An 18,444-nucleotide genomic window follows, 5' to 3' on the forward strand; every position below is an offset into this window, starting at 1 on the left:
CCACTCCTATTATTTTATGAGTTCTTTTGCATACTCGGTTTCAAGCTGTTCGATTACCTTTAACCGGCTAATCGCTTCTGCTACAGCCTGTTGATTGTATATGGAAGAAAAGTGATATTTGGCGACAACTGTACGAACCATTTCCCAGTTTTTGATAATATCGGAGATAAGCTGATCCCCTTTCCATTCATCACCGAACAAGCTGCGAACCTTAAAGCGCTCCACGCGCTTGCCATTAATGACATCATTGAGAGATTCTAAATACTCCGGTGCTTTTCTCTCCAGAGCTTCCGGATGAAGGGCTATTGCCTCAAAATCGTCAATAAACAACATCAGCTGCTCAAGAGATTTCTCAACGGATCCTTTGTTTTGGACATAGCTGTCCAGTAAAAAATCCGTATAATGTTTGCTGCGGTCGTGGAAATCCTCATGTCCGTCCCCGCATCCAGTATCCAAATAGAATTCGTAATAGGTCGGTTCATCCGGATGCTGTTCCGAAAACTGCTCCACGTAACCGTTATAAGCAGAAGCAATCTCTTCAAAACTCACCGTTCTCTTCCCGTATGACAACTGGTCGTTATGAGCCTGCTCGATGATAGTGAATTCCAGAAGGGCTGTATCATAACCGTAAACTAGCCACGTATGAGGATAATGTTCCTTTTGATATTTGTCTGCCCTCAGGGAAGAGTAGAAACAATCGACCCAGATAATAACCGGACGCTTGATAGAGATGGCATGCATGATGTCCTCTACAATTTGTCTGCTGCGTATTTTCGTTTCCATGCCGATTTGCTGTTCCTCCAGTATTGTTTCAATTGCTTTCAGCTGAATATACTCAATGTTTAGTTTTTGGAAATTCTGTTCGTAGGCATATACGCCAAGGTCATTGATTATTAGATCAACAGCATTCCTGTTGAAATGTTTCATGACCGCAAAAGCCGAATTATAGAAGCAATTCTTATAAAAAATATCATTAAACGGTTCCATGGGAGTAAGGATGTATTGTTCAGCCATTTCTCCGGTTTCTCCAGCCGCTACAAATTCGTCATTCAGGTGGAGAATATGTTTCTCTTCCCGCACATCATTTTTATCCGTTTGCAAGCGTACAGCCAATTGGCGGATCGTATTGTGTTCAAACAAATTAATACCGGATTTAAATAATCCCCTTTTTTCCAGCTCCACTTCCAGCTTTATGATCAAAAGGGAATTACCGCCGTGCTGGTAGAAATCATCATTAACATCAACTTTTTCTACACCTAGAACATCCCGCCAGACACTTGCGATTCTTTCTTCAAGTTCATTGGCCGGTTCATCGTGGACAACAACAGCATCCTCCTGCTCCGCCAGATTCCGTAGTGCTTTCTGGTCTATCTTCCCATTGGGCGTTAGCGGCAGGTTCTCCAATCTGATGAATCTCGAAGGAATCATGTAATGAGGCAGCAGGTTTTCCAAATGAAGTGACAAATCCTTTCCGTCAAGCTCCATACTGCCGACATAATAGCAAACCAGATTCGTTGTTTCCTGCTCCCTTCTTGCCACAACAACAACCTGGTCAATCCCCTGTTTTTGCAGAAGTGCTCTTTCAATTTCACCTGTCTCAACCCTGTAACCCCGCACCTTAACCAAATGATCACTGCGGCCGAGAAATTCAATGCTGCCGTCCGGCAAATATCGCCCTATATCCCCGGTTTGATAATGAATTTTTCCGGATAGCTTGTCCCGTACAAATTTCTTTGCTGTTTCCTCATTATTATGGAAGTAACCTTGGGTTACGTTTTTTCCGCTTATGTAGATGTCCCCCGGGAGTCCTACACTGCACAAATGGCCATTTGGGTCTTTGATCCATACTTGATTGTTGGCAATTGGTTTGCCAATAGGGATTTCACGCATCTCCTCAATAGACCCTTCAAGGTGATAACTGGTAACCCATATTGTTGTTTCCGTTGGTCCGTACATGTTGTGAATTTCCGCCTGGGTGAAGTGTTCTTTAATTTGTTTTGCCAGTTTTACACTCCAGGACTCACCGCCCAGCATAATCAAACGCACATGTTGAAAATGAAAAGTACGGGTATTGCCATAATGATTGAGCAGAAGTACAGCTTGATTCATAAGTGTCGGCACAGAATGCCAAACGTGAATTTGCTGTTGGCTGATATAATTTAATAGCTCCCTGGGAGCGTGCAGCATTTTTGCATCCACAATATGCAGCGTAGCCGAACTTAAGAGTGCTCCAAATATTTCGAAAACGGAAATGTCAAAGCAGATAGATGTTACCAGCATCATATTATCGTCCGGACCTAAACCAAAGTGGTTGATACTCCACTGTATAAAATTGGATACATTTTCATGTGTCACCATTACTCCCTTGGGCAGACCGGTCGAGCCGGACGTGTACATGACATACATCAAGTCGCCTGCATGACTATTTCCGGAGAGATTTTCAGTCGGCTGTTGCATGATGTCACCCTCGTTGTAAATGATGATGCCTGGCTTTTTCAGCAGCATACCTTGAGCATTGTCAGGCTGAGATAGTGAAATCAGTACTTCAATATCTGAATCAGCATTCAGAAGTTCAACTGATTGACCGACCCCATCGACCATTAGCATGCGAATACCGGAATGGCGCATAATATGCTGCTTTCGATGCAGTGGATATTCCGGGTCAATCGGTACGTAACACCCTCCCGCCTTGAGTATTCCGAGCATTGCGGTAATCATATTTGCGTTTCGGCCTGCACTTAAGCCAACCGGTTCGTTGGTTTTGATGCCGGCCTTTGCCAATAAACGCGCTACCTGATTGGCTTTCTCATTCAGTTCTTGATAGGTAATGACTTGATCTCTGTGTACCAGTGCCACAAGATGCGGCTTTTTCCTCACCCTTTCTTCAAAGCATTCGTGTATGGTTCCACAGGTTAAAGGCATATCGGTATCATTAAACCGGTGAACAATGTCATATCTTTCTTCTTCAGTTGAAAGACTGATCTCGGATAGTTTTGCGTCAGAATGGGTCATCAATTGGTTCACGATCCAAACAAAACGGTCTGCCATAAGCTGAATGGTTTCTTTTTTGAATAACTTTGTGCCATATGAAAATGAACATTCCAATTCATTGTCATCTGTTTCAAAAATCTCCAGCTTCAAGTCGTACTGGGTTGTATGATTATTGAACTCATAAGGGGTGACACTCAGTCCATTCATTTGCAGCTTCGTTTCCGACATGTTTTGCAATACAAACAGGACATCAAATATTGGATTACGGCTTAAGTCACGGTTGAGCTTAAGTTGGTTCACAAGGTGTTCAAACGGATAGTCCCGATGTTCATATGCATCTAACGTGTTCCCCTTTACCTGCTGCAAAAATTCCCGGAACGTAAGCTCGGGTTTCGATTCATTACGTATGCACAAAATGTTGATAAAAACACCCAATACCTGTTCCAAGTCAGGATGCTGCCGCCCTGCAACAGGAGAACCTATTACTATATCCTCCTGGGATGTATACTTAGAGAGCATTACATGAAATGCTGCAAGCAGTACCATGTATAAGGTAGCCCCATTTTTTCTGGCCATGTCGTTTAACCGCTCGTTAATTGCTTTACTAATCCTGAAATCTATCCCATTTCCCTCATAGCTTTGATATTTCGGTCTCGGGAAATCAAGCGGAAGATTTAAGGTTGGACATTCTTTTTTAAATATATCCAGCCAGTACGATTCCTGCTTCCGGAAATAGTCCGACTTCATCATTCGATTTTGCCATGCCGCAAAATCCTTGTATTGAATGTTCAAATTCGGGAGTGTTTCTCCGTTGTACAAACGGATGAATTCCTCCATTAATAATTGAACCGATACCCCATCCGAGATAATATGATGCTGGTCAAACATCAGGATATGCTTATCTTTTGCAAGTTCAATCATACCGGCTCTTAATAATGGTGCTTTATCCAGTTCAAATCGGGCCGTGAACCTTTCGATAATACTATTCACGTCTTTCTCATTCGCTTGGCAATAATTAAGCTCAAACGGAATATGTTCGTGTATTCGCTGCATAATATCCCCGTCATGGAGAATAAAGGAAGTTCGCAGAGCCTCATGTCTTTCCATCAGGTTCCGGAAACACCGTTCAACAGTTTGTTTGTTCAGATCACCTTCCAGAAGAAAGGCTGCCGTAATATTGTAACTAAGCCCTAAGTTGTCAATTCGGTTCAGCAGAAACAACCGTTTTTGAGCAGATGAAACTTCGTAGTAAGAGCTGGACGGAACCGGTGGAATTCGCATATCCAGGTTTCGGGCGAACCTTCCATGGCCCAGGGCATCTTCAAGAAATGTCCCGAACTCCTTAATCGTCGGATATTGAAACAGTTGATTCATGGTAATTTTAATCCCATACTCTTTTTGAATCCGCCCGGATAATGACATCATTTTAAGTGAATGCCCGCCAAGATAAAAGAAATTATCGTTTACTCCTACACGGTCTATACCCAATACCTCACTCCACATCCCGGCGAGCTTCTTCTCAATACCGCTGATCGGCGCTTCGTAACTGACGCTTCCTTCCCCTTGCTTCTCCGGTACCGGCAGCGCTTTGCGGTCTACTTTCCCGTTCCTCGTCAGCGGCAGCTTCTCCATCTCCACCACATACTCCGGTACCATGTAGTCCGGCAGGCTTCTGCCAAGCTCCCGCTTCACCTTCTCCGTGTCGATCTTCTCTTCCCCCGTTACATAAGCACACAGGTACTTCCCGGTCTTCTCTCCGCCCCGTACCGTCACCACTGCTTCCTTAATGCCGGCTATCTCACTAAGTCTGTTCTCCACTTCCCCAATTTCAATCCGGTAGCCCCGTATTTTGACCTGGTCATCCTTTCTCCCCAGAAACTCGATGTTCCCATCTTCCAGCCACCGGCCTATATCTCCCGTCTTGTACAGCCGTACTCCCGGCTCTTTGGCAAACGGGTCTTCCGTGAACGCCTCTCTTGTCTTCTCCTCCTGATTCAAATACCCGCGGCCTACTCCTATCCCTGCTACCCATATTTCTCCCTTCACGCCAACCGGGCATAACTCCCCTGCTTCATCTACAATGTAGATCGTCATGTTCTGTACCGGGCTTCCTACAGGCAACATGACTCTTCCCGGATCCTGCTCCATCAGGTAATGGGTGATGTCATCCGATGCCTCGGTCGGGCCGTAAGCATTGGCCATCCGGATTCCGGGATATTTCCCGAACCATCTGCCCACCAGGTTCGGCTTCAACGCTTCCCCCGTCACAACCAGCAGCTCAAGCTTCTCCAGACCGGTCTGCTCCGGCTCCAGATGCTCCAACAGCACGGACAAATAGGACGGCACAACCTCCAGGATCGTCACGCCGTCCTGCTGGATGTGGTCGATGAACGCCTCCGCATCCAGGGTCAGCTCATTCGGGTAGATTACCACCTTGCCCCCTGTCACCAGGGCCGAGAAAAACTGCCAGACCGATATATCGAAGCAGTGCGACGCATTCTGGGCAATGACGCTGTCCCCGGTTATCCGGAAGTCATGGATTTTGGCATACAGGTGATTCAGCATGCCACGGTGCTCCACCATCGCACCCTTCGGCCGGCCTGTTGACCCTGATGTGTAGATCACATAGCAAAGATCTTCCGGTTTGTTGACCCCCGGCGGATTATCCGCAGGCATAGCCGCAATGGCCGACTGGTCCACAACCGTTCCCAGCTTCTCTATTCCCCGGGTTTCAAGAAGGTGCTCCAGATCCTTACATGACGCACAGTACCGCACATTCTTCCATGTATATCTGCCCTTTTGCACAGATAATGAAGGACGCCGATTCTCTTCCCTGGCATGCTTCTTGTTCACTCTCAGCATCACGTCATACCGGAACCGGGTCAGCTCGTTGTCGATGGTACCCAGCTTCCGGCTGCTTTCCCAGCCGCAGATTTCCGGATACTTCTGCTGCAGATCCTGAAAGAAGCTCTCATCCACAAACAAATCTTCATCCCAGCTTGTTTTGACCGGAACACCCGGGTTGGCCTCTTTGTAGGCCGCCGTCGACTCTGCCAATTCCCCCTTTTTCCGGTGCTCCAGCAAATCATCCAGATAGAGGATTCCTTCTTCTTTCAGCAGGCCGATTGCACTTCGTATCACTTCTTCCAGGTACAACGTATTCGGGAAGTAATGAACGACGCTGCTCATCACAATGACGTCAAAATCAGACTCTCCTATACCCCCGATCTCCGAGGCGGCCGCCTGCCTGAGCTTTACATGGGATAACCCTTCCCGCCTTGCCCTCTCCCGGTTCCGTTCGATGATCGTACCGGATAGATCGGTTGCAACGTATTCCTTTACATCAGGCGCCAGATGGAACAGCAGCAGACCATGTCCGCACCCGACTTCTAGTACCTTCGATTCCTTCGTAAGATGCGGTTTCAGCTTCGTCTGGAAGTTGCCGATGTATTCCTGCATCTCCTCAAGGCTGAACGCTTTCCCGCCATAGCTGCTGCTCCAGCCGTAATCGTTGAGCGCTTCGCTTGTTTCTTCCGCAACGGCTTCCCAGATGTTTCTCATCTGCAGCTGCTTTTCGCTGCTTGCAGCATCATACTCATCCAGCAGGACATAACCTTGAAGGGATTCGCTCTCCCACAGCAGCCGGTCCACTTCATCCACATAACGGCTCGTTGTGACAAGGAAGGAGGTGCCGCTGTCCTGCAGCTGCCCGGCCGGATTCATCGCATCCAGGACCGTATAGCCCAGATCTAAACGCTGCAGCGCCGAGAACGCAACCAGCTTGTCAAGTGAATCGTCCAGCAGCACACCCGCACCATCTCTTTGGTTACCGAGACGATTCTTAAGAAAACCGGCAAGCTGTCCGGTGCGTTCCCTGTATACCTCATACGCAAGCGTTTTGTTGCCGGAACAAAGCGCCATTTCCGGACCCGGCACGATGGATTCGCCCCGCTCAAGCAGCGATACCGCCCTCTCCGTCCGGAACAGGGCTTCGTCCTGTTCAGTCTGCTTCAGCCGGTCCAGGTATACGATATGTTCTACCGATGTGCCGGCCACGATGCCGCGGTACATCTCATCCGACCCGGCAAACACAGCCGAGACGGTCAGGACGATGGACGCCCCGGAATCCGATAGCATCGTACGAATCCGTTCCATCGGGTAGGCCGCATCAATCGGCACGTAAGCCCCTCCGGCCTTGAACAGGCCCAGAATGCCGACCAGCATCGGGATAGACCGCTCGCACAGTACCGCTGCGAGCTTATCCGGGCCGCTGCCTTTTTCCTTGAGCAGCCAGGCCAGCCGGTTCGCCTGCTCATTAAGCTCCCGGTAGGTCAGGGTGTGTTCTCCGCATTGGACGGCTACGGCGTCCGGCGTCTTCTGTACCTGCTCTTCGATGAGCTGGCTGACCGCGGCATCTGGAGGGAAATAGCCGCGCTTGCCGTTAAACTCCAGCAGGATTTGGGAGCGCTCCTGCTCCGGGAGAATGCCGAGCTCCCGTATGTCAGCTCCCACCTGCAAGAGCGCCTGTCCGAGCAGATGGGTAAAGTGACTGATGATTCGCTTGACCGCCGGCTCCGTATAACGGTCCGGGTCAAAATGAACCGTTCCCGGATGCCCGTATCCTCTCTCACGAAATGGAACAGCATCCTGTAAGCAACCGCGTCCAGATACCGCTTGTCATGAATATTTTCCAGCATCACAACCGTGCTGTACAAGGAGGTATCTGCCGTTTGGTTTTCTTCCCGGAGCTGGTCAAACAGCAGATCGATAGGAAAGTTCTGGTGTTCCACCGCATCGGCAACAGTCTGTCTTATCTGAAGCAGCAGCTCTTTAAAACTCATTCCCGCTTCTACCCGGGTTCTCAGCGGCAGCATCGTATTAATAAATTCGCCGTCTATTCCTTCCTGGCGGTAGATGGGCGAACCCATGACGATATCTTCATTTCCGGTATATTTGTTTAGCAACACGGCAACTTCCGAAAACAAAATGACATGTATCGCATAGTCGGAATTACCACCAAGCTTTATCAGTTGTGCTGCGGCCGATTCCGGCAGGGTAAAATCAAAAGTCATCCTTTTATTGGGCTCGGCGATAGCTTGAACCATCACAGCATCACCGGGAAATTCGGTGATGCCGATTTCCCCGGTGAGATTTTGGTGCCAATATTCCCATTCATTCTGATGTTGATTGATAATAATCATTTGGTTCATGAAACGGTTCTTAGATTTCATGGAAAGCCTCCCGGTCAAAAATCGAATTCGATTCTTTCCTTTCTTGATTGTGCGGCAACAAGATCATGCGAGATTTCAATCTTTTTCAAAGCAATATTCCGGCTTTCTATAATCTGTTGAGTAATTTCTTTGAAAAATGTTATAAATTTTCCAATGCTTTCTTTTCTGAACAACTGAGTTCTGTACATGATCTCAAACACAAGTTGATCAGATGCTTCCCAGCCGATGAACGAAATGTCGAATTGAGATATTTTGTGTTCGAAGGGAACTTTTGTGATCCTGATATCTTTCAGTGTCAAATCTTCTGAATCAATGTTCTGCCATTCGAACAAAATATCAAATATTGGATTTCTACCCGGATCTACTTGAGGATTTAATTCCTCTACCAACTGATCAAATTGAAAATCTTGATTGTCAAACGCATCCAAAACCGTCTTCTTTACCTCTCTTAAATACTCAATAAATATTTTGCTTCCGGCCGGGAAAGTCCTCAGTGCCAGCGTATTGATAAACATACCCAACATTTTGTCCAAATCTTCATGGGTACGTCCGGACGCCACTGTTCCTACTATAATATCTTGTTGGCCGCTTATCTTATAAAGCAAGGCATTAAACAACGCAAACGTCAGCATGTATAAAGAGACATCTTCTTCTTTAGCCAATGTTCTAAGCTTATCCGTAGTTTCCGGGTCTATGGAGAAGCTGACACTGTTTCCTTCAAAACTTTGCATAAAGGACCGTTCATAATCCATTGGAATATTCAGTACAGGTATTTCCCCGGCGAATTTGTCAAGCCAATACTCCTTTTGCTTTTGCATTTTTCCGGATTCCAGAAGCTTATTGTGCCAAACGGCATAGTCCTTATATTGGAGTCTTTGATTCGGAATACCGACGCCCTGATATAGGTCCAAAAACTCCTTGGTCATCAAGCCTATTGACGTTCCATCCGTCACCAGATGATGAATGTCGATCAAAAGCAGATGCTTATGTTCCGATTGCTTTACAAGCATTACCCTGAATAAAGGTGCCGTACCTAAATCGAATGGACATATATACCGCTCAATGATCTCTTCGGCTTTCTGTATTTGGTGTTCTTCATAATGAATCTGGAACTGGACGGATTCATGAATAATTTGAACAGGTTCTCCATTTCTGTAGTCAAATGAAGTACGTAAAGATTCATGTCTTTGCACCAACGCTTGGAAAGCCCTTTCAATCTTGTCCTTGTCCACGGTGCCATCGAGAATGAAAGCATAAGGAATATTGTAACTTGTTCCCATGTCCCTAATACGTTCGAGAGTAAATATCCTTCGTTGTGCCGAAGATAACGGATAGTAATCTCTTTTTTCCGCCAGAGGAATCGGAACGGTTGTTTCTTTTTTCTGTCCCAAAATATAGTCACTCAAATGTTGGATACTTGCCGCTTTAATGAACTCTGCCAATGGAATGGTCAGGTTATACTTTTTGCGAAGTATGGATAAGATCGTAACCGCCTTTAAAGAATCCCCTCCCAGTTCAAAAAAGTTTGCTGCCGTGCTTATGTCAGGGCTGCCAAGCACCTGCTGCCATATCCGGATCAGGGAATCTTCCACCTGTTCCCGGGTGCCTAGCTCTTCTTTATTGTTGATTCCTTCCGGCAAACGGGACGTTTCCTGAAGTCCTTTTCCCTCTTCCCTGAAGGTTTCCATCTTGATCCAACGGTCAATTCTTCCTTGAAGATCACTCGTAGATATGACGATTTGACCAATCTCCTTTGCATGCAGCACTCTTTCCAAAACTTGAATGCCTTCCTCAGGCGTCATGGCCAGCTGAACTACTTCGGTCCCGATGCTCTCAATAGTTTCTTCCTCAAAAATGCGCCAGGAATCCCAATTGACGCTGATCCAAGGTATGTTACTTTCTTGCTGCACCTTTTTCGTAAACATATCCATAAAAATGTTCGCGGCAGAATAAGCCCCGTGCCCAAGACCGCCTAAAACGGAAGCCACAGATGATGTCAAAAGACAGAAGTCCGTTTCTTTTTCCCGTAAAATATCGGCCAGCACCATTAGGCCATATATTTTCGGAATAAATTGTTTCTCGCATGCTTCCTTATCTCCATTTTCCATGAGACCCAAACCATCGTCTTTCGCTCCTGCCGCATGAATAATTCCATCTACCTTACCGAACTGTTTCTCCGCCTTCGAGAACACGGCCCGCATTTGTTCTTCGTCGGCAACATTCGCCCGGCAGGCCAATATGCTTGCACCCGCCTGCTCCAATTGTTGAAGTTTGCGGATTTTGTCACTTGTTGGTTCCTGCTCTTCATGGCATTCCAGCCAACGTTGCCATTCCTCTTTATCCGGGATCGGAGAATTTCCTGTCAGGACGAGTTTGGCCTTCCATTCCCGGGCCAGATATTCAGCCAATGCGTAACCGACTCTTCCAAGACCGCCTGTTATCAAGTATACGCCTTCTTCTTTTAACGGAAGGATTTCTCGTTTTGGCTCATCCAGAAGGATTGGTTTAAAAGTCTGTACCCAACGATTATTTCCGCGGTATGCGACTACAGGTTCCGCGGCTTCCGAACGAATTTCATTCATAAGCTGTGCCGAATGCCGGGATGAAACTCTGTCTTCGGTAAATTCAATATCCATGTACCGGCAGGATATATGCTGAAATTCTTGTGGAATAACTTTACATAGACCAAGAATAGTCGCTTTCTCCGGACGTAAGACTTCATTCTTTGTGACATCCATCGAATTATTGGACACCACATCAATATGGATCTGACCAGGTATATTTTGTTTGCGCAGAGCGCCTGCAAGATGGATAAGGCTATAAAATCCGGATACTTGAGCGTCCTCTACAATCTTCTTGTCGAGCCGGGTATCCAAACCCGCTGATATACTCCACATATGCACGATATTTTTCAACGTTTTACCAGTAGAGAGGGCATCATCAATTAGAGATATATAGTTATCGTAAACTCCCGGGTCTATTTGGTAAGAACCTGTTCCTTTTTTGTCAAATTCCCTGCCTTGCCGGACAGTAATCACTTCATGGCCTTCTTGCTTCATCCTGTCTGCCACCTGTTGGCCAAGCCCCGTTTCATCAATGAAAAACAGCCATAATCCGTCCTCTTGTCTCGTATTTTTCTGTGAAAGAAGGAAGCAGGACTCCCATTCAGGAATATAAAACCACTCTGAAATCTTGGGATTTTTGGATATGGGCTGACATAAAAGAGAATTTTTCAATCGTGGGTATGAAGCATCTTCAATGGTATACAATTGGCGATTAAAAGAATACCCCGGCAACGGAACACGAAATCTTTTCTTATTTTGATAGAACCGGTCCCACTTGGGCACGATACCATGAAGCCAGCATTCACCCAATACCTGAATCGCATATTTGGAATACGATAATGGCTCGTTATCATTCCTTACCGGATGAATCATAACTTTCTCCGGTCGGTCACTGAAATAATGATGGGCAATATCGGTTAAATCACCGTTTGCACCCAATTCGATAAAAATGGCTTTATCCTTCTTTGCCAACATAGCAGACTGGTGCTTATCATCTCCAATGCGGGTGTATGGAATAGGAACAGGCAGGGATAGAGTTCCCGTTAACTCTTTAGGTGTACCCGGTATATCCTCATTTGCCTTTACCAAACGCAAACCCTGCTCTAGAGTTAGGGTTCCAGACAGACAAGCGCATATTATTCCGCCAATCCGGTCCCCCATAGCGGCTGCCGGTTCAATTCCCCACTCTATCAATAAGGATGCAAATGAATAGGAAATACTGAATTTCAGGGAGTCCTCATACCCCTCCTGATAGCCCGCCTTGAGATCACTGTTACCGGAATACATAATGCTTTTTAGGTCTTGACCATAGACACGATTCAGAATTTCAAAACACTCGTCCATCCGTATCCGGAAACGCTTTTCTTCCTGGTAAAAGTCAAACCCTAATTTTATATAGCCAAAGGGTTCATTTGGAACAGAAAATATAAAAATAACAGAAGGGACTTCATCTCCAGATTTATTCGAGCGGATTCTCCGGGATCCCGGTTTCATAGCTTCTGCTGCGTCATGGGAATTTGTTCCGATAAAATAACTTCTATACGGAAAGTATCGTCTGCCTGTTTGCAGTGTAAACGCTGCGTCTGCCAGATGTGTATCCGGATGTTCAGATAAATGAGCTGTCAGATTTTCTTTCATCAGCTCTAGAGAAGGCTCTGTTTTGGCCGATAACAGGATAAGCTCTGGGCTGTCTGCCGCTTCTTTTTTTTCCGGATTCATCCCATACCACTTTGGTGGTTCTTCCAGAATAATATGGGAGTTAGTACCCCCAATTCCGAAAGAGCTTACCCCCGCTCTGAACGGAATCTCTCTATTCCATGAATGAAGATGTCTGGCCACCCGAAACGGGCTATTCTCAAAATCAATGCGCGGATTCGCTTCATTATAATGAAGACTCGGCGGAATCTGCCTATTCTTGAGGGTCAATACCGTTTTTATAAATCCGGCAATTCCTGCAGCTGCATCCAAATGACCAATGTTTGTTTTTACCGAACCAATTTGGCAAAAACCTTTATCCTTGCTCTGGAAGGCCATTTTAAGCGCTTCAATTTCGATTGGATCGCCGATAGGAGTAGCTGTACCATGTGCTTCCAGATAACCGATCGATTCAGGTTCGACATCAGCCACTTTAAGCGCTGCCTTGATTACCTCCGCTTGACCCTGGGGGCTGGGGGCTGTAAAGCCGGTCTTGCGGCTGCCGTCATTAGTAACCGCACTTCCTTTAATGACAGCATAAATGTGGTCTCCGTCTGCAATAGCATCCTCCAGCATTTTCAATACAGCAACTCCCGCTCCATTGCTGAAAACCGTTCCTCTTGCATCAGCATCAAATGCCCGGTTGCGGCCATCCGGGGATTCGTGCATGTTTTCGTAATACAAATAACCCTGTTGTTCGGGCACGGTTATCGATACTCCTCCGGCAAGAGCCATATCGCATTCTCCGCCTATAAGCGACTGGCAAGCAAGATGAATGGCTGCAAGCGAAGTGGCACAGGCTGCCTGCACGGTATATACCGGTCCGGTTAGGTTCAGCTTATAAGCTACTAATTGAGCAATCAGATCTTTATCGCTAAGCATGGATTTTGAGAATTCGTCTATCTCCATATCCGACAACAATGTCCTTGCGTTCCAGGCAATATTGTTGGAACTGCCCGCATACAATCCAATCGGCCGGAGATACGTTTTCGGGTCGTACCCAGCATCCTCCAAAGCAGTCCAAACACATTCATGAAACACCCGGATTTGGGGATCCATCAGTGCTGCTTCAGTAGGTGTATAGCCAAAAAAGGAAGGTTCGAACATCTCGGCATCCCCAATTATTCCCTTTGCCCTGACATAGTCGGGGTTATCTATTAATTCCTTTTCGATGCCGGATTGCCTTAATTGCTCGTCTGTAAAAAACGAGATGCAGTCCTTTCCGTTCTTTAGATTTTCCCAAAACTCCAGGACATTTCTTGCTCCGGGGAAACGGCATGACATGCCGATGACAGCTACTTCCAGTCCGTTCTGGTTATCGTTTTGCTGCATGCTCATTTAATTTCCTCCTCTAATCTGCCTCTTTCGCTGCTGTAGGCGGTTTTTCCCTCTTTCACCAATCTGTCCAGCCGTTACAACCTCTTCCTGTTTTATTTCTACTTCCTGTCTGCCGGTTAAAAACTTGCATAATGAAGAAATCGTCGTATGTGTGTATATATCAACGATGCCTATTCCGATGTTGAGTTTCTCTATGATTTTCAGTCTGACTTGGATCAAATCCAAAGAGCTGGCGCCAAGATCGAAAAAGTTGTCGTGAATGCCGATTTGCTCATAACCAAGGTGCTCACACCAAATTTTTAAAATCGCTTCTTCCAGATCATATTCCGGATGGCTTCTATTTTCATATGACTGTCCCGATTGTACCTGACTGTCCAACAGTCGGGTCAGCATGCTGTCTTTCTCATTGGCTTTCATTCTGCCATCCAGATCTGCTGTAGATATAATGACTTGAGGCAGCTTCGAATGCAGAATTCGTTTCAGCACTTCCACACCTTCTGATGCCAGTAATCCGCCTTCCAAAATAAAATCAGTGGTCTCTCCACCCAATTTTTTCTCTTTCTTCTCAGCCTCGAAAGCCATACCTGTATCTCGCCACGTATCCCAGTTAACAGATATGATATGCATGCTCTCATCCGATACATGAGAAGTTGCAAAGCTGTCGAGAAAGCTGTTCGCAGCACAGTAAGCAGCTTGTCCTATAGGTGCAAGTATTGACGAAAGAGACGAACAGAGCAGCAGGAAATCCAGTCCTTTATCCTGGAATATACGGTAAATATTTTGGGTTCCCAGGATCTTCGGGGCTAGCACCCGTTCAGTCTCTTCATCCGCCCTAAATTGTATAAGCCCTCCGTCAGGAAGACCGGCCGCATGGAAAACACCATTTATCTCTCCGAACCTTTGCACACCTTCATCTATCGCTTTGTTCAGTTGTTTAAAATCTGCTGCATCTGCCTTACATACGATTACTTCCCCGCCTAAAGCTTGCAGATGTTCTACTTTCTTCAGCTTAGCTGGTTCCATCGTCCGGCCAAGCAAAATTACTTTTGCCCGTAATTCCTTCAACAAATATTCAGCTATCGCCAGTCCCATGCCCCCGAGTCCGCCGGTAATTACATATATCCCTTGCTTCTTTAACAGGGCCGGGATTTCATCGCTGCCCGCCAACGATATCTTTTCAAAGTCTTCAACCCACCGGCTGTATCCCCTATATGCGACTACCGCTTCAGGAAGACGGCTCATTGCTTCATTAATGATAATTTGAATGAGCTTGTCATCCCAGACGCCGGAAACAGAAGGAATCACATCTATACTGCGGCATGTCAGGTTAACATACTCAAGCGGAATCACCCGGACCGGACCAAGCACCGTAGAACGCTCCGGACATAGGTTTTCTGTCTCTGTAATGGGGTGAATTCCACTTGTCAAAACGACGATTTCCACTGGATCGTCCAGCTTTTGTCCGCCTATTGTTTTTGCAATTCGCATCAGACTTAACATACTTAAGTCACTTTCTCTTCCCAAACAATCCACGGAGGATTGATTGCAGGAGTCAACGTCCCAGGCCTGTATAATATTCTCTGGCAGACTGCCGCACTCCTTCAGGTCGGCAAACAACCGGTCGTAATCGTCGTACTCCTGCGGCCTGACCGTATAAGCATGACTGCTTTCTTTAAGGAATGCACTTCCCGGACGAACAAGTATGACATCCGTCTTTTTGGCAATGGCTCTATGCAGCTTATCCCCGATTTTGTTTTCGGCAGCAAATAACAGAACATGGGAAATCCCATCCTTGTCCTTTTGCAAACAGGTATGACTTCTTTTCAGTTTCCAGGTTGGGACATAAAACCAGTCATCTAACTTTTCAACTCGCCTGGTGTGTCCCTCCAATTGCTCGGTTATCTTTTGATCTACGTCTATATCAATCCAGTACCTTTGTCCTTCAAACGGGTAGCTAGGAAGTGGAATGCGCTGTCTGTCATGATATCGATGATATCTGAACCAATCCAAGCCGACTCCCAGGGCCCATAATTTTCCGATTTGGACGGCCAAATGATAGTTATCGGGAGTGTTCTCATTCGGATGTCTGACTATATTGAGCAGCCGATGCTGATCCGTTTTTTTCTTCTGTTGCCTTACAAAAGCACTTAACGATCGACCAGGTCCTACCTCGATGAATATACATTTGTCGTATTCAAGCAATTTTTCGATACCATCCGAGAATCGGACTGCCGACAATAAATGGGTACACCAATATTCCTGATCCAATACTTCTCCTGCCTTGATCCACGTTCCGCTTACATTGGAAAGATAAGGTATGGTCGGCGACTGTATATTCAACCGTTTTATTTCTTCTGCAAACAATGGAATCATGGGGGCCATCATGTTCGAATGAAAGGCGTGAGAAGTATGAACCCGGAAGTTCGGGTAATCTCTGTCTGTCAACTTAGATTCAAGAAGCCGGATCGCTTCTTCAGGTCCGGATACAACGCAATTGTCCGGACTATTGATTACGGCGATCGATACATCGTGTATATCTGGCTCTGTACAGAGCATCTCCCTTACCTCTGATTCAGGCAATTGAATGCTGAGCATACTCCCATGAGGCATACTTTGCATCAGCTTTCCTCTCTTGATGACAAGCCGGATCGCCTCTTCAAGCGTTAAGACACCTGAGACGCAAGCAGCAACATATTCTCCTAAGCTATGCCCAATCATAGCGGAAGGAACTATTCCCCAACTTATCAGCACAGATGCCAGCGAGTATTCAATCGTAAACAATAGTGGCTGTGCAAATTGGGTTTCATTAATCTTGCTCCTTGTCTCAACAGTGAGAAATTCCGGATACAAGATCTGCATGAAATCAACGTCCGTTTCCAGCCGCATGATGCAAAAGCAACGGTCCATCTCTTCTTTAAATGCCGGTTCGGTTTCGTAAAGTGTTTTCCCCATATTGACATACTGCGACCCTTGTCCGGGAAACATGAACACAATCGGCATAACTTCGTCCGCGCCTATGTAAGTATGAACTTTACTTGCATCCTTCGACTCCAGAAGTCCAATAGCCTCATCGTGATTTGAAGCAACTACCCATCGCTTATGTTCAAATACAGCCCTTCCTGCCTGCAGTGTATAGGCAATATCAGCTAAATGGATCTTTTTATTTTCCTTCAGGTAATCGGCAAGATTGGCCGCTGCCTGCTCAAGAGCAGTTGCGGTTTTTGCTGAAAGCGGCAGCACTTGCGGTCTATTATCCGCACTTGACTTCGGCTGTGCGGGCGCCTCTTCCAGAATTACGTGGGCATTTGTACCCCGATTCCGAAAGAACTGACTCCGGCTCTCAAGGGAAATCCAGTATTCTCCCATTCAGATACCGTGTTATTTACCTGAAAAGGTGTATCGTCAAAATCAATGTTCGGATTAGGTGTGTTAAAATGAAGACTCGGCGGTAAAGTCCGATGCTTTAAGGCCAGCACGGTTTTGATAAACCCGGCAATTCCTGCGGCCTCGTCCAGATGTCCAATATTCGTTTTTACAGAGCCAATCCGGCAAAACTGCTTCTTTTTTGCCCCAAAGGCTTTGGTTAAAGCTTTTATTTCCATAGGATCACCAAGGATGGTTCCCGTTCCGTGGGTTTCTACATATGTAATACTTTCGGGATCGATACCAGCCATGCTGATCGTGGCTGAAATTGCCTCGGCCTGGCCGATGGTGCTCGGAGCAGTGTAACCGATTTTTCTGTTACCGTCGTTATTTACTGCAAATCCTTTTATAACGGAAATGACGTTGTCGTTGTCCTGTAAAGCTTCCTCCAACGGTTTAAGAACAACAATCCCTGCGCCTTCACCACCTGTTGTACCTTTCGCATCTGCATCGAAGGCCCGGCAATGGCCGTCCGGTGATAGAATCATACCTTCCTCGTAAATATATCCTTCCTTCGGAGCCGGCGATACGGACACACCTCCTGCGAGTGCAATCTCGCATTGGCCTGTTAAGAGACTTCGACAGGCCGCATCAATGGCTACTAACGAAGAGGAACAGGTCGTGTTCAGAAGAATGCTGGGTCCTGTAAGATTCATTTTATAAGATACTCGGGTAGCCAAAAAATCCCGGCTATCAAGCAGCCAGGAGGCATAATCCCCAAGCCGCTCTCTTTTCCCGGATAAGCGTGTGATGATTTCCCAATCCAGACTGGAACCCGCAGCTGCAAATAATCCAATCCGCTGCCCGTACCGGAAAGGATCGTAACCTGCATTCTCCAAAGCCTCCCATGTACATTCATGAAAAATTCTCGTTTGCGGATTCATGATTTCCGCTTCCGCGGGGGTATAACCAAAAAAGGAGGCATCGAAGCTATCTTTGTTTTCCAATACCCCGCCACACGATTTTACATAATCTTTCCGCTGATACGTTTCCGCTTTTACTCCCGCCTGTTCAAGCTCTTCATCCGTAAGAAACGTAACAGACTCTTCCCCATGAATAAGGTTATTCCAAAATTGTCCGACATTTTTTGCCCCGGGGAATCTTGCGGCCATACCAATTACCGCAATTTCCAAGCCCGTTCTATGGTTATCTTTTATCATAAGCAAACCCGCTTTTCTTTATAAAATGAGCTTGAATCAATT

Annotated in this window: 5 protein-coding genes; all 5 read right to left on the reverse strand. The window is 46.4% G+C overall.

Going from position 1 to position 18,444, the window contains the following annotated elements; translation table 11 throughout:
* Nucleotides 1-9 precede the first annotated feature (9 nt).
* Genes BXP28_RS05495 through BXP28_RS05515 form a run of 5 tightly spaced genes read right to left on the reverse strand, consistent with a single transcriptional unit; the run spans nucleotide 10 to nucleotide 18,402 of the window.
* On the reverse strand, nucleotides 10-7,449 hold the full coding sequence (locus tag BXP28_RS05495; protein WP_257125692.1) for a non-ribosomal peptide synthetase: 7,440 nt from the start codon (nucleotides 7,447-7,449) through the stop codon (nucleotides 10-12).
* Nucleotides 7,350-8,222 (reverse strand): condensation domain-containing protein, encoded by an 873-nt coding sequence (locus tag BXP28_RS23975; protein WP_077584939.1) that lies wholly within the window; start codon nucleotides 8,220-8,222, stop codon nucleotides 7,350-7,352. Before BXP28_RS23975 ends, BXP28_RS05495 begins: the two co-directional genes overlap by 100 nt.
* A 14-nt stretch (nucleotides 8,223-8,236) precedes the next feature.
* A complete protein-coding gene (locus tag BXP28_RS05505; RefSeq protein ID WP_023484180.1) occupies nucleotides 8,237-13,819 on the reverse strand; it encodes an SDR family NAD(P)-dependent oxidoreductase in 5,583 nt (1,860 codons plus the stop codon).
* Nucleotides 13,820-17,185, reverse strand: coding sequence for a type I polyketide synthase (locus BXP28_RS05510; RefSeq protein ID WP_077584940.1), 3,366 nt, complete (start codon nucleotides 17,183-17,185; stop codon nucleotides 13,820-13,822). It abuts the gene before it with no gap.
* A complete protein-coding gene (locus BXP28_RS05515) occupies nucleotides 17,113-18,402 on the reverse strand; it encodes a type I polyketide synthase (RefSeq protein WP_077584941.1) in 1,290 nt (429 codons plus the stop codon). Before BXP28_RS05515 ends, BXP28_RS05510 begins: the two co-directional genes overlap by 73 nt.
* Nucleotides 18,403-18,444: the final 42 nt, after the last annotated feature.

The organism is Paenibacillus larvae subsp. larvae, assembly GCF_002003265.1.
In the GTDB taxonomy this organism is placed as follows: Bacteria; Bacillota; Bacilli; order Paenibacillales; family NBRC-103111; genus Paenibacillus_H; species Paenibacillus_H larvae.

Bases quoted from the DNA above. Each gene is read 5' to 3' on its own strand.
- BXP28_RS23975 (WP_077584939.1), bottom strand. From the start codon at position 8,222: ATGAAATCTAAGAACCGTTTCATGAACCAAATGATTATTATCAATCAA.
- BXP28_RS05505 (WP_023484180.1), bottom strand. From the start codon at position 13,819: ATGAGCATGCAGCAAAACGATAACCAGAACGGACTGGAAGTAGCTGTC.
- BXP28_RS05510 (WP_077584940.1), bottom strand. From the start codon at position 17,185: ATGGGAGAATACTGGATTTCCCTTGAGAGCCGGAGTCAGTTCTTTCGG.
- BXP28_RS05515 (WP_077584941.1), bottom strand. From the start codon at position 18,402: ATGATAAAAGATAACCATAGAACGGGCTTGGAAATTGCGGTAATTGGT.